12 protein-coding genes and 5 tRNA genes are annotated in these 13,595 nt (G+C 62.6%); 16 read left to right on the forward strand and 1 reads right to left on the reverse strand.

The annotated features are described in order from the left end of the window. Positions 1–1,100 precede the first annotated feature (1,100 nt). A complete protein-coding gene (locus RRF64_RS17870; RefSeq protein WP_323847294.1) occupies positions 1,101–2,048 on the forward strand; it encodes an aldo/keto reductase in 948 nt (315 codons plus the stop codon). Here the strand turns inward: RRF64_RS17870 and RRF64_RS17875 are convergent. Beyond that, the gene (locus RRF64_RS17875) at positions 2,045–2,998 is read right to left on the reverse strand and encodes a hypothetical protein (RefSeq protein ID WP_323847295.1); all 954 of its coding nucleotides are present in this window, start codon (positions 2,996–2,998) and stop codon (positions 2,045–2,047) included. The two genes, RRF64_RS17870 and RRF64_RS17875, sit on opposite strands and share 4 nt — an antisense overlap. Before the next feature lie 149 nt (positions 2,999–3,147). On the opposite strand from RRF64_RS17875, the gene RRF64_RS17880 reads away from it, so the two are divergent. The 15 genes from RRF64_RS17880 to nusG all read left to right on the forward strand — a co-directional run bounded on the left by RRF64_RS17880 (position 3,148) and on the right by nusG (position 13,539). Next, the gene (locus RRF64_RS17880) at positions 3,148–4,599 is read left to right on the forward strand and encodes an alpha/beta hydrolase (RefSeq protein WP_323847296.1); all 1,452 of its coding nucleotides are present in this window, start codon (positions 3,148–3,150) and stop codon (positions 4,597–4,599) included. Next, positions 4,596–5,345, forward strand: a complete 750-nt coding sequence (locus RRF64_RS17885; protein WP_323847297.1) for an ABC transporter ATP-binding protein — start codon at positions 4,596–4,598, stop codon at positions 5,343–5,345. Before RRF64_RS17880 ends, RRF64_RS17885 begins: the two co-directional genes overlap by 4 nt. Then, complete coding sequence (locus tag RRF64_RS17890) at positions 5,342–6,532, forward strand: ABC transporter permease (RefSeq protein WP_323847298.1); 1,191 nt, start codon at positions 5,342–5,344, stop codon at positions 6,530–6,532. The genes RRF64_RS17885 and RRF64_RS17890 overlap by 4 nt, the downstream gene beginning before the upstream one ends. A gap of 26 nt (positions 6,533–6,558) precedes the next feature. Then, the gene (alr, locus tag RRF64_RS17895; RefSeq protein WP_323847299.1) at positions 6,559–7,671 is read left to right on the forward strand and encodes an alanine racemase; all 1,113 of its coding nucleotides are present in this window, start codon (positions 6,559–6,561) and stop codon (positions 7,669–7,671) included. A 2-nt stretch (positions 7,672–7,673) separates the two neighbouring features. Further along, on the forward strand, positions 7,674–8,675 hold the full coding sequence (gene birA, locus RRF64_RS17900) for a bifunctional biotin--[acetyl-CoA-carboxylase] ligase/biotin operon repressor BirA (RefSeq protein ID WP_323847300.1): 1,002 nt from the start codon (positions 7,674–7,676) through the stop codon (positions 8,673–8,675). After that, complete coding sequence (locus tag RRF64_RS17905) at positions 8,672–9,409, forward strand: type III pantothenate kinase (RefSeq protein WP_323847301.1); 738 nt, start codon at positions 8,672–8,674, stop codon at positions 9,407–9,409. Before birA ends, RRF64_RS17905 begins: the two co-directional genes overlap by 4 nt. Positions 9,410–9,425: 16 nt before the next feature. Beyond that, the gene (locus RRF64_RS17910) at positions 9,426–10,127 is read left to right on the forward strand and encodes an SPOR domain-containing protein (protein ID WP_323847302.1); all 702 of its coding nucleotides are present in this window, start codon (positions 9,426–9,428) and stop codon (positions 10,125–10,127) included. A 222-nt stretch (positions 10,128–10,349) separates the two neighbouring features. After that, positions 10,350–10,425, forward strand: a tRNA-Thr gene (locus tag RRF64_RS17915). A 122-nt stretch (positions 10,426–10,547) separates the two neighbouring features. Continuing rightward, a tRNA-Tyr gene (locus RRF64_RS17920) sits at positions 10,548–10,631 on the forward strand. Between the two features lie 78 nt (positions 10,632–10,709). Then, positions 10,710–10,783 (forward strand) — tRNA-Gly (locus RRF64_RS17925). Between the two features lie 130 nt (positions 10,784–10,913). After that, positions 10,914–10,988, forward strand: a tRNA-Thr gene (locus tag RRF64_RS17930). A 140-nt stretch (positions 10,989–11,128) separates the two neighbouring features. Further along, a complete protein-coding gene (tuf, locus tag RRF64_RS17935; protein WP_323847303.1) occupies positions 11,129–12,322 on the forward strand; it encodes an elongation factor Tu in 1,194 nt (397 codons plus the stop codon). Positions 12,323–12,434: 112 nt separating this feature from the next. Continuing rightward, positions 12,435–12,510: transfer RNA gene (locus tag RRF64_RS17940), tRNA-Trp, on the forward strand. A gap of 116 nt (positions 12,511–12,626) precedes the next feature. After that, on the forward strand, positions 12,627–12,995 hold the full coding sequence (gene secE, locus RRF64_RS17945) for a preprotein translocase subunit SecE (RefSeq protein WP_323847304.1): 369 nt from the start codon (positions 12,627–12,629) through the stop codon (positions 12,993–12,995). 10 nt (positions 12,996–13,005) lie between these two features. Continuing rightward, complete coding sequence (nusG, locus tag RRF64_RS17950) at positions 13,006–13,539, forward strand: transcription termination/antitermination protein NusG (protein WP_323847305.1); 534 nt, start codon at positions 13,006–13,008, stop codon at positions 13,537–13,539. Positions 13,540–13,595 lie beyond the last annotated feature (56 nt).

Genomic DNA, 13,595 nt, shown 5'->3' on the forward strand with positions numbered 1-13,595 from the left:
GATTCGAGCCAATGGCTCTCACCCTCCGGGCTGCCTTTGGCAGTCCAAACGGCGTTGCCGTTTGTCAGGCTTCTAAATAAAAGAAAGGGCCACCCATCGGGTGGCCCTTTTTTTATTTATGCGCCCGACGATGGGCAACTGCCGAATATGGTGGGAGTAGGGTGAGGAGCGGTTGCCGCAGGCAACGCAAAGCATGCTTTGCGAGCGACGAACGCCTCGCCATGGATGGCGAGGCCGGGGCTCAACCGAACACACCGCTGTCGCGCCAGGGATGGCAACGCAAACGCCAAAAGCCTCTGCAAAACCACCCGCAGACCGTACTCCCGGGCAACCACTGGATTCCAACGAAACCGCTGAACGCCCCGCAGACAGCACCTGCCGTAGCCGCGAGCCACACAAAAATCCCGCCAGCGCCAAAACTCCCACCATCACCGCAAAAGCGCAGAGACACCCCCCTGCCGTCTCGGCTGCACAATACCAGCACAGTCGATTCCGCAATCGCAGACTTGACACGCTGCTTCTGTGGCCTGGCTGTGGCCTTCGACATGCCGATGAAAAACCGCCGTCCCGCCCTTGCCAATGATGTGCCGTGATAATCCCGAAAGCGCAGTTTCGACGTGGCGCTTTTTTATGCGCCCAGTGCCAGGCGCACGGCGGTAGGCCTCAGCGCCAATATCCCAAAGTTATGCACAGCTATGTCCAAGGATTCTGTGCGTAACAAGATGGTCATGCGAATTGGCGGTAAAGAACTGGCTGAGGCCTCGCCTATCAGCTGGGCCCTATCTGTGGCGCACTCGCTCCCGGCTGCGTCGACACTCCAGGTAATGCACTTTTATGAACTTCTACTAACTCGACGCTACCCTGGTATCGCAGCTGCCAGGGCAATTTCCTCGCAAACAAGCGCAGACTTGGAACGGTGTTTTTTTATGCGTCTCCGGCGATTGCAGCTACTGCGGGGCTCGGCGCCGATATCCCAACCTTATTCACAGCTCTGTCCATGGATTCTGTTAATAACGGGAACTTGCAGCCATCGGGACTGTGCCGATGGCAGATATCCTGCGCCGCTGGCCGCACTAGTGCCCGTGCAATAAATCCTTACAATGGCGCTATCAAATTTCCTGCAATTAACCGCGATCCAATTTCCTATGCAACGTATTCAAACTGCCGCAAAGCAAAGCTTTTCCCTGTCCCGGCTGGCAATGGGGCTCTGGCGCCTTGCTGACTGGGGTTACTCGTCCAAGGAAACACTTCGTCTGCTGGAGCAGCTGATCGAACACGGCGTCACCACGATCGACCTGGCCGATATTTATGGGGACTATCGCTGCGAGCAGCTCGTCGGCGAAGCATTGAGGTTAAAGCCGGCATTGCGAGGGCAGATGGAAATCGTCTCCAAATGCGGGATCAAACTGGTGGGCGGTGGCAATGACTATGCGCTCAACCACTATGACACCAGTGCGGCACACGTAATAGCTGCGGCGGAGTCCAGCTTGCAAAAAATGGGCATTGAATCACTGGACCTCTTGCTGATCCATCGTCCCGATCCCCTGATGGATGCAGACGAACTCGCCCGTGGTCTGGATCGACTGGTGGCTGATGGCAAGGTGCGCGCGGTTGGTGTTTCGAATTTCCTTCCGCACCAGGTTGCGCTATTACAGTCCCGACTGTCCGTGCCTCTGGTCGTCAACCAGATTGAGGTGTCGCTGCTTAACTGTGAGCCGATGTTCGACGGCCAGCTGGACTATTGTCAGCGCGAGAGAGTGATTCCGATGGCGTGGTCGCCTTTTGCTGGCGGCAGGCTGTTCACTGGCTCCAGTGAGGCTGAGTTGCGGGTCCAGGGGTGTCTGGAAGAATTGTCGCGGGAGCTGGACATGGAGCCGCAGCAGATAGCCCTGGCCTGGCTGTTGAAGCATCCATCGGGGATGGTGCCGGTGCTGGGGAGTGGCAAGATATCCCGTTTGCGCAGCGGCATCGAGACTCTGGAAAAGGAGATGCCGCGGGAGGCCTGGTTCCGGCTGTTGCGCGCCGCCCGCGGTCGGGATGTGGATTAACGCTCGTAGGCGTTTTCCGGTACCAGGTCGTAGCTCCGGTCGCCCAGATCAAACTCTTCCAGTGGGGCCAGCTGCGTGGGAACCGAGTAGTGCCGCAACGGCTGGTCGTCACGCCAGTCCATCACGTGCAGGTTCTCACCCTCTATGCCGTGCAATAAAGTTCCGAACTCCGTCACTGCGGCGGTGACCAGTGATTGATATTCCAGTTTGTCGCCAAGTTTGGCGAAGCGGAAATCCTGCCCGGCTTGCTCAATACGAAGCCAGCCGGCACCGCGCTTTTTGTCCGCCTCGCCAATGACGAGCGGACCCTGCTGGTCCCGGAATAGCGGTATCAGCGGAGTGCGGCTGTGCGGATCCTCCGGGGTGCCGAGCCAGACCCAGCCGGACAGCCCGATACGGCTGAGCTGCCACTCGCTGAGCCAGACCGTCTGTTCGTCGTCGATACGAAACTCGCTGTACTCGCGCTGGCCCGAACGATGATCAAAATTGATTTCCGCGTTGGGGTTATCCCTGCGGAAATTGTGCAGTTGCTGGGTCATCTCGTAATTGACTTCCCAGCGCTTCTGCAGCCGCCACTGGATCGGGTATTGCCCCCATTCGACGATGTACTCCTCGCGATCGCGCACGGTCTGCGCGACCCGCCAGAAGGCGCCGTCGATCAGAATGCAGGTGTCCCCGGGCTTACTGCCGGGGGCTATGATGCTGCACTCGGGCGATGCTTCCGATGCGTTGACCACATGTTCACTGCGGCCCTCGATGACTTCATACCAGGGGAAGCCGTGGCGCAGGGGCGGGGGAAAGGCGAGAGGCGGGCGCCCGGCCAGCAGACGGCGGAACAGCACCGACTTCTCGATTTCCAGGTCTGAAAGCGTATAGCCTTCCTTGTGTGTGATCTGACCCCAGGCGAAAGCGGCGCGGATTAGTTGTTTTTCTCGATCTGAAAAGCTCATGGGTACAAGCAGTGGGGGAAGCAAAGCGAAACCTTACCACTGTGGGCCCGGCGGCGCTAATGCTATCGGCGATGGTGCGCTGTGATGGCGACACAACTGATAAAAGTTCGCTAGACTGGCGCTCTTTCCATGGTTTGTAAGAGGGAGACATGGTCGTGGTATGGATGCGACGGCTGCTGTTGGGTGCAGTACTTCTGATCGGGATCGTATCGTCGGCATGGGCAGATGCGCAGGGAGGGCCGGCCGCCCGGACCTGCTACCTGGACGGCTGGGGCGAATCCCTGCGCTGTTACCGGGTGGCGGTTGGCGAGGGTCCCGGCAGCGAGGCGCTGGCGGTAATGGTGGCGCCGGCGGTCAATGATATCGGGCGCGAACCCCTGTACCTGCTCGCCGGCGGGCCGGGCCAGGCAGCGAGCGACCTGGCACCGCTGCTGAATGCCTTTCGCAAGATCAACCGCGAACGCGCCATTGTCATGGTGGACCGGCGCGGGGCCGGCCGCTCCGGGGCCTTTCGCTGTGGGTTCGAGCGCGAGATGCCGGCGGACCTGCAGCGTTTTTCCCGGCAGCTGGCGGACTGCTACCTGCAGCGGGCGGATTTTGCCGAATCGCTCAGCAGCCGCCAGGCGGTGGAGGACCTGGAACGCGTGCGTCGCTATTTCGGCCACAACCGCATTGCACTCTGGGGCGGCTCCTGGGGTACGCGCACGGCGCTGCTGTACCAGCAGTGGTATCCGCAATCCCTGAGCATGCTGGTGCTCGATGCCGTGGCTCCGATCGAGACCAAGGTGTTTCTGACCGCGACGGCAGCGGAGCGGGCGCTGCGCAAGCTCGACCGGGATTGTGCGAGTGACCCTGCCTGTTCTAGGTTCGGAAACTGGAGGGGCCAGCTCGCGCAAATAATGGCCGGCTGGGACGGGGAGCGGGCGGCCGTGTTTCCCGATCCACTGACCGGTGCTCCCGCGGCCGAACCTGTGCCGCGCTGGGTGCTCGCGAATGCCATCCGCGCCGCTCTATACGACCCGGCCGCCGCCGCGCAGCTGCCCTACGCAGTGCACCAGGCGAGTCGCGGCAACTATCTGCCGCTGTCGGGTATTACCGGCCTGTTTATCAACACGGCCGATTCGATGGCCATGGGGCTGACCTTTTCCGTCGCCTGTGCTGAGGAACTCAATCGCATCAGCGCGGACGAGGTCGCGGCGGACAGTCTGGACTCCTTCCTCGGTTCGGCCTTCTTCGACCTTTTCCATAGCGGATGTCGGGCGTGGCCGGTCGGTGCGAAGCCCTATGGTACTCCCGAGCCGCGGGCCCAGCCGGTGCTGCTGATCTCCGGCGAAGCCGATCCGATCACGCCGCCCTACTACGCAGAGCAGCAGCTGGGTTATCTGTCGCACAAGCAGCACCTTGTGGTGCCCGGCGGGGGGCATATCAACTCCCGTCGCGGTTGCATTCCGGACCTGATTGCGCGCTTCCTCAATGCGCCGGATATGCCGCTTGACCAGGCGTGTGTGGCGGAGATCCGCCGGCCGCCGTTTATGGTCGACGCTTTCGGGCCGGCGCTGGGCAGCGAGAGCCGCACCGAGCGGCGAGGAGGACAACTGTGATCGCCGTGGAATCAGTCGAAAAGCAGTTTGCCGGCCGGAAAGTGCTGAGCGATCTCAGTTTCACGGTACCGGACGGGCAGATAACCGCGCTGCTCGGCGCCAACGGTGCCGGCAAAACCACTTGCCTGCGCATTATCACCGGGCTGTTGCGCGCCGACGCGGGGCGCGTGCTGCTCGGTGGAGTCGATGTGGCAGTCCAGCCGATGGCAGCGCGCCGGCAACTGGGTGTAGTCGGCGATCGCGAGGGGCTCTATGAGCGCCTGACCGTCGTCGAGTACTTGTCGCTTTTTGCCCGCATGCAGGGGCTGACCGGGGCGAGCCTCAAACGGGCGCTTGAGTCGGTGCGGGAAGCGCTTGAGCTGGACGATCTATGGCTGCGCCGCACCCGCGGCTTCTCCCAGGGTGAGCGCATGAAGGTCTCCCTCGCGCGCGCGCTGGTGCACCGGCCCCAGCACCTGATTCTGGACGAACCGACCCGCGGACTGGATGTGCTGGCGGCGCGGCTGCTGCGCCGAACGCTGCTGCGACTGCGCGCCGAGGGCACCACCATACTCTTCTCCAGCCATGTGATGTCCGAAGTGTCCGAGCTCTCGGACCGGGTGCTGATCATGGCCGCGGGGCACATCGTCGGTGGCGGTTCGCCGCAGGAGCTGATGCGTATCAGCGGTTGCGACAACCTGGAAGACAGTTTCGTCGCCCTGGCTTATGGCGCGGCGGCGGACAAACGGCGGGAGGCGCTGGCATGACTGGGGTTGATCGCATTTTCTCCCGGCCAATGGTGGCATTGTTGCGCAAGGAGTTCCTCGAGGCCTGGCGCGATCGCCGCGCCTTATGGATGGCGATCTGTTTTTCGCTGCTGTTTCCGGTGCTGCTGGCCGCTTCGACTATCTTCTTTGTCAAAAAACACACCGAGGAATCCACGCGGCTGGTATTGCTGGGCGGCGAGGATGTGCCTTTGCTGGCACAGCAACTGCGCGGTGCAAGTCTCGAGGTGGACGTGGTGGCGGAGGCCGAGCCGCGCCAACTGCTCGCCGATGGTTACGATCTTGTCCTGCAGGTGGAGGAGGGTTTTGTCGAAGCCTATCGCCAGTTTCGCACTCCCAAGCTGTACCTCTATGTCGACAGCTCTTCCGCTTCCGCCGGCAGGGCTGAGCGCCATCTGCAGGAGCGCCTCGGCCAGCTGCAGCAATTGATTGCGGGTCAGCGCCTCGCCGCCCGCGGCGTGGCGCCGCAACTGCTGGCCCCCTGGCAATTGCAGGTGCGCGATGTAAGTACGCCGTCGAGTCGCGGGACTCTGATCCTGGCAATGGTGCCCGGGCTGCTGATCCTGACCCTGTTTGTAGCCAGTCTCGCCACGTCGGTGGATACCTCGGCCGGCGAGCGCGAGCGCCTGAGTCTGGAAACGCTGTTGCTGCAGCCGCTGCCCGGCTGGCAGCTGATCGCGGCCAAGACGCTGGCGGTCGCCAGTATGGGCTGGCTGGGCGCACTGCTGGCCGTCGGCGCACTGGTCGCACTGATGCCGCTGATGCCGCTCGCCGAGCTGGGCATTCAGCAGGCCACCACCACCTCGGGCGTGATCATCATGGGTCTGTTATTGTTGCCGTTGGCGCTACTGGTGGCGGTTGTTCAGATACTCCTGGCGCTGCGTTCGCAATCCTTCAAGGATGCGCAGACCCAGTTGAGTATTTTGCAGCTGGCGCCGGTCACATTGCTGATGGCCCTGGACATGTCGCGCGTGGAGCTGAGTGAGCCTTTCTGGCAGCTGGTGCCCCTGGTTGGCCAGCAGCAGTGGCTCAAGTCCCTTCTGGTGGGGGATGCGGTATCCGTGGCACTGGTGCTGGCGGGATCTCTGGTGTCCCTGCTGTTGGTGGCCGTAGCCATTGCCTGCGGCAGCCGCGCCCTGCGCCGCGAGAGTCTGCTCGGGGCGGTATAGCAAAGCGAATTGAGTAAAGAAACGGCATGAGTGACTCCCGCGAAGGTCTTTTGACCATAGACCTGCAGGCGATCGGTGAAAACTATCTGGATCTCTGTGACCGCCTGGCCAGTGGCAGTCGCTGCGGTGCGGTGGTCAAGGCGGATGCTTACGGCCTCGGTATGGCACAGGTGGCGCCGGCGCTGCACCGGCGCGGCTGCCGCGACTTCTTCGTCGCGACTCAGGCCGAGGGCGAGAGCCTGCGCAGGGCGCTTGGCGACGCGGTCAACATAGTGGTGCTGACCGGCGTGCGCGACGGTGCCGAGCTGGAGTGCGCCCGCGCCGGGCTGGTGCCCACCCTGTTCACCCTGCAGCAACTGCGCAACTGGGTCGCAATCTGCGCGCGGGAGAAACTGGCGGCGCCCTGTGCGGTCAAGGTCGACTCGGGCATGACCCGGCTCGGCATGACCCCGGAGGAGTTCGAGCAATTGCTGGCGGACCCAGAACTGCTGCGCGCCGCCAATATCCAGCTGTTACTCAGCCACCTGGCCTGTGCGGATGAGCCGCAGCATCCGTTGAATGAAATTCAACTGCGCAGTTTCAAGCGGGCTGGCGAGCGGCTGCGGGCACAGTGTCCGGAAGTGCTGCTGAGTCTCGCCAATTCCTCCGGGATCTTCCTCGGCGAGGAGTACCACTTCGACATCGCCCGTCCCGGCTCTGCTCTCTACGGCGTCAACCCGGTACCGGGATCCCGCAACCCGATGCGGGCGGTGGTGGAGCTGAGCCTGCCGATAGTGCAGAAACGCCACGTCAGCGGCGACCAGCAGGTCGGCTACGGCGCTACCCAGAGCATTGCGGCCGGCAGCTGGCTGGCGGTGGCCCGCGGTGGCTATGCCGACGGTATACTGCGTGCCCAGAGCGGTCGCGGCTGCGGCTGGGGGGGCGGCCGGCGCTTGCCGATGGTGGGGCGGGTGTCGATGGACTCCACCACTTTCGATATCAGTGCCCTCAGCGCCGCCGAACGCGATACGCTGGATTCCATCGAGGTGCTCAACCGGGAGCTGACGGTCGACGAAGTGGCGGAATACGCCGGCACCATTGGCTACGAGATACTGACCAGTCTGGGTAACCGCTACTTTCGCCGCTATCTGAGAAGCTGAATTTGCACGACTCTACCCCGAAAAGTCCGCTGGAACAGTTGCGTCCGGTCCTGAACCTGCTGGCCGATGGCGAGGTGCACTCCGGCGAATCCCTCGGCGCGGCGCTGGGGGTGAGCCGTGCGGCGGTATGGAAGCAGCTGCAAAAGCTCGAGCGATACGGGCTGGCGCTGGAGTCGGTCAAGGGGCGCGGCTACCGCCTGCCCGGCGGCCTGAACCTGTTGTCATCGGAGGCGATCACGGCGGGGCTGGCGCCCGCGAGCCGGGATCTGCTGCGGCAATTGATTCTGTGCGACGAGGTGGATTCGACCAACGCCCAGCTGCTGGCCCGCCTGGAGCGTGGCTGCGGCCACGGTGTGGCGATGTTCGCCGAGCGACAGACCGCCGGCCGCGGGCGGCGCGGGCGCAACTGGATCAGCCCGTTCGGCGGCGGTATCAACCTGTCCGTCGGCTGGCAGTTCAGTGGCGGCGTGCAGCTGCTGGAGGGTTTGAGTCTGGCCGTGGGCGTGGCCCTGGCGCGCGCACTGGCGGAATTCGAGGTGCCGGATGTGCGCCTCAAGTGGCCCAATGATGTCTGGTGCCGGGGGCGAAAACTGGCGGGTGTGCTGCTGGAGCTCAGCGGCGACCTCACGGATCGCTGTGCGGTGGTGGTGGGCATCGGGCTGAATGTCGGTCTGCGCGGCGAGAGCCCCGCCGCGATAGATCAGCCGTGGATTGATCTGCACAGCGTGCGCCCCGGTATCGATCGCAACCGGCTCGCCGCCGCCATGCTCAATCAACTGCTGCCGCTGCTGCAGGCCTATCCGGAGCGCGGCTTCGGCGCCTATCGGGAGGCGTGGCTGGCGCTGGATCAGTTCGCGGGCCGGCCGGTGCGGTTGCAGTCCGCGACGCGGGAATGGTGCGGCACCGCCGCGGGCGTCGATCGCTCCGGTGCGCTGATCCTGGATATGGATGGCGAGCAGCGACTGTTTCACGGCGGCGAAGTCTCCCTGCGGGAGGTCTCGTGATACTCGAGCTGGATCTCGGCAATACCCGCGGCAAGTGGCGGCTGCTGGACCAGGGTGGCCCCTGCGCGCGCGGCAGTCTCTCCATTGCCGAGCTGCGCGAGGGGCGAACGCCGGACGCCTGGTCGGAGTTTCGTTTGCAGCGGGTGCGGGCCGCCAATGTCGCGGGTGTTGCGGTTGCCGAGGCGCTGACCGCTGCGGTGCGCGACCGGTTTGCGCTGCCGGTGGAATTCGCGCAGGTGGTTCCGCGCTGCGCCGGCGTCACCTGTGGCTACCACAACGTCGGGCGCCTGGGGGTGGACCGCTGGCTGGCAGTGCTCGCCGCCCATCACCGGGATCCCCGCCCTGCGCTGATTGTGGACTGCGGCAGTGCCGTGACCCTCGACTTGCTGGATAATGGCGGCCGCCACCTGGGGGGCTACATAGTGCCGGGGCTCGACCTGATGCGCCGGACGCTGTACAAGGATACGGATGCGGTCAAGGTGCCCCAGGCCTTCGCCCCCGGGATGCCCCTCTCGCCGGGGCGCGACACCGGCGAGGCGGTGAACCGCGGCCTGGTATTGATGGTGCTCGGGGCGATAGATCGCGCTTTGGACGTGCTGGCCCGTTCCGGCGCGGATGAGCCGCTGCTGTGGCTGACCGGCGGTGATGGTGCGCTTTTGTCGTCCCTGTGCCGATTCCCGCACCAGTTGGTGCCCGAGCTGGTGCTGGACGGCTTGGCACTTAGTAACCCATGATATTTCTTGCAACTTTATGCGCTGGATAGTTCTCGCTCTGCTGTTCGCCAATATCGGCCTCTTTGCCTGGTTTCAGACCGCGGGTCGCCCCGCCGTCTCGCCGGCGGATGCGCGGGCGCGGCCCCCCGCCGAAGAGGGCGAGCGTATTGCCCTGGTCCGCGAGGTTTCCCGCGAGCAGTTCGCGGCAGCGCCGGTACCGCCAACGCCAGAGCCCCCGAAACCGAAAGCGGCTGGGACAGAGCAGTTGTGCACATTGCTGGGGCCGTTTGTCGAGGAGTATCAGGGGCGCGATATAGTGCAGCGCCTGCAGGCCCTGCAAGTGGAGGGGCGTCTGCGTGAAGTCGAGATGGACGGGCAGATGCGCTATTGGGTCTTCCTGGCTCCGCTGGGTTCCCGGCGCGAGGCCTTGCGCAAGTTGCGCGAATTGCAGGCGGCCGGTGTAGACAGTTATGTGATCCCCAAGGGCTCACTGGCCAACGGCATTTCCTTCGGTATCTTCACCGAGCTCGACCGTGCCGAATCGCTGGCGGCGGAACTCAGGGACCGCGGTGTCGACGCTCAGTCCCGCGAGGAGCCGCAGACTTATCTCGAGCGCTGGATAGTGCTGGAGCCCGGTGCGGCGGAGCAGCTGGCGGACGACTTCTGGGTGCAGTTGCAGGCCGAGTATCCGGAGTTGGACCGGCGCCAGAATCTCTGCAGCGAAGTAAGAGAAGGTTAGCCGGGGTGCACGCCCGCCGCGCAGCCGTTGGCGCAGGAGTCGTCGTCTGTGCGCCGCTTGCCGCCACTGCAACCTTCGCCAGAGGGGCAAATCTTCTCTCGCAGCTCGGGGTCTCCCGGTTAAAAAGACGGTTTAAAAAGACGGTTGCTTGTCGGCAGAACATCCCCTAGAATCCCGCCTCCACTTACGGGGCCGCTTGCGGTTTCCGGGGTGCGGGACAGGGCTGGCGTAGCTCAGTTGGTAGAGCAGCTGACTTGTAATCAGCCGGTCGGGGGTTCGACTCCTCTCGCCAGCTCCATTTTTGTCCCGGGTGCTGCAGCGCTTAGATTTCATAGAAGGTTCCGCAGATAAGTGCGTGAATTTAAAAGGAAAAGGTGTTGACAGCGCGGCGGGTCGTGTAGAGAATACACGCCGCTTTGAGCAGGGGTTCCCGAGTGGCCAAAGGGATCAGACTGTAAATCTGACGCGCAAGCTTCGGTGGTTCGAATCCACCCCCCTGCACCATATTAAGGCGTCGCAAGGCGCCGCCAGCGGAAGGTTAAGGCCTTTTGCTAAGAGGTTCCCGCATGCGGGCTTGGTCCTGCGGGCATAGTTCAATGGTAGAACCTCAGCCTTCCAAGCTGATGATGCGGGTTCGATTCCCGCTGCCCGCTCCATACTGAGTCTGGAGCCAGGTGGGAATAAGTCGCCCCCAAGATAAGATGTTGGTGGTGGCGAGGTGAGTGGTCGAGGTTGGCTGCTTGCCGGATCGGCGCCCTGCGGGGTGGTCGATGTAGGCAGTAATGTGCTCATGTAGCTCAGGGGTAGAGCACACCCTTGGTAAGGGTGAGGTCGGCGGTTCAAATCCGCCCATGAGCTCCATTTTATGGCCGCAGTGGCAGGTGCCCCTGCGGCTATTTGTATCCGGGCTCGGCGGCCAATTTGGGCTTGGCTGGGGTCGGATGCGCCTGTTCTGGACGTGGGTGGCGCTGGTATTTGCGCGCCTATATTAGGAGGCTGCAATGGCAAAAGAGAAGTTTGAACGTTCCAAGCCCCACGTAAACGTGGGCACCATCGGTCACGTTGACCACGGTAAAACCACCCTGACTGCAGCGCTGACCCGCGTTTGCGCCGAAGTATGGGGCGGCCAGGCTGTAGCGTTTGATGGTATCGACAACGCTCCGGAAGAGCGCGAGCGCGGTATCACCATTTCTACCTCCCACGTTGAATACGAGTCCCCGACCCGTCACTACGCGCACGTTGACTGCCCGGGACACGCCGACTACGTGAAGAACATGATCACCGGTGCTGCCCAGATGGACGGCGCTATCCTGGTCTGTTCCGCTGCTGACGGCCCCATGCCGCAGACCCGCGAGCACATCCTGCTGTCCCGTCAGGTAGGTGTACCCTACATCGTGGTATTCCTGAACAAGGCCGACATGGTTGACGACGAGGAGCTGCTGGAGCTGGTAGAGATGGAAGTTCGCGAGCTTCTGGACCAGTACGAGTTCCCGGGCGACGACACCCCGATCATCGTTGGTTCTGCCCTGATGGCCCTGAACGGCGAAGACGACAACGGCCTGGGCACCAGCGCTGTCAAGAAGCTGGTTGAAACCCTGGACGAGTACATCCCGGAGCCGGTGCGCGCTATCGACCAGCCGTTCCTGATGCCGATCGAAGACGTATTCTCCATCTCTGGTCGCGGTACCGTAGTAACCGGCCGTGTAGAGCGTGGCATCGTCAAGACTGGTGACGAAATCCAGATCGTTGGTATCAAGGAAACCACCACCACCACCTGTACCGGTGTGGAAATGTTCCGCAAGCTGCTGGACGAAGGCCGTGCTGGTGAGAACATCGGCGCCCTGCTGCGCGGCACCAAGCGTGACGAAGTAGAGCGTGGTCAGGTGCTGGCCAAGCCGGGTTCCATCACCCCGCACACCAAGTTCGAAGCGGAAGTGTACGTGCTGTCCAAGGACGAAGGTGGTCGTCACACCCCGTTCTTCAAGGGCTACCGTCCGCAGTTCTACTTCCGTACCACCGACGTGACTGGTGCGTGTGAGCTGCCGGAAGGCACCGAGATGGTTATGCCGGGCGACAACGTCCAGATGACCGTAACGCTGATCGCCCCGATCGCCATGGAAGAAGGTCTGCGCTTCGCGATCCGCGAAGGTGGCCGTACCGTTGGCGCCGGCGTGGTAGCCAAGATCATCGAGTAATCTTTGATCGCCGCGCCGCCGGAGTTCTCCGGCGGCGCGCTTTGCTAAATGTGGGGGAGGGTGTTAAGATCCGCCCCCTCGTTTTTAGGGCGCAGTGTGTCCCTGTTTGTTTAGGCCAGTAGTTCAATTGGTAGAGCACCGGTCTCCAAAACCGGCTGTTGGGGGTTCGAGTCCCTCCTGGCCTGCCAATTTTCAATCGCCCCGCCTTGTATGTGCCTGAGGGCGTCGCCAGCTCCTGCATCTGTAAGGGCTTGCGTGTGTAAGCGCTAAGGGCTTATCTATAGTGCGTTAAGGGCTTCTTTGTATGAATGCTAAGGTAGAAGCGAAATCCTTTCGTCTTGACGGCCTGAAGTGGCTGCTGGTGGTGCTGTTGGTTGGCGCTGCTGTTGCGGGCAACTCCTATTACGCCGAATTCCCCCTCCTGTACCGTGTTCTGGCGCTCGTTGCGATCTGTGCCGTGGCGCTCGTTGTGGCGGTCAATACTGCCAAGGGCAGCGCGTTCTGGAATCTGTTGCGTGAGGCGCAAACGGAAGTCCGTCGCGTAGTCTGGCCGACCCGCCAGGAGGCAACCCAGACCACGCTGATCGTGGTGGTATTCGTATTGATTATGGCGCTGATTTTGTGGGCGCTGGATACCGCCCTTGGATGGGCGGCCTCCAAAGTCATCGGCTAAAGGTTGATACATGTCTAAGCATTGGTACGTGGTTCAGGCTTACTCCGGCTATGAGAAGCGCGTCGCCGCCTCTCTGAAGGAGCGCATCGAGCTGCACGAGATGGATCACCTGTTTGGTGATGTGCTGGTTCCCACCGAGGAAGTGGTGGAGATGCGCGCCGGCCAGAAGCGTAAGAGTGAACGTAAGTTCTTCCCCGGTTACGTGCTGGTCGAGATGGAGCTGAACGACGACACCTGGCACCTGGTCAAGGAAACGCCGCGCGTACTTGGCTTTATCGGTGGTAAGGCGGATAAGCCGGCGCCGATTACCGAACGCGAAGCTCAGGCTATTCTGCATCGTATAGATGATTCCGTAGCCAAGCCGAAGCCCAAGACCCTGTTCGAGCCCGGCGAGATGGTGCGGGTTACGGATGGTCCGTTTAACGATTTCAACGGTGTGGTGGAAGAGGTCAACTACGAGAAGAGCCGCCTGCGTGTGGCGGTGCTGATCTTCGGTCGCTCCACGCCGGTCGAGCTGGAATTCAGTCAGGTCGAGAAGACCTGAGGCTGGCTGGAAGTTTTCGGCCCTCTTTCGCCGCGCGGTGGAAGAGGGCTTTCGCG

The sequence above is a fragment of the Microbulbifer magnicolonia genome (genome assembly GCF_035117725.1).
Lineage (GTDB): Bacteria > Pseudomonadota > Gammaproteobacteria > Pseudomonadales > Cellvibrionaceae > Microbulbifer > Microbulbifer magnicolonia.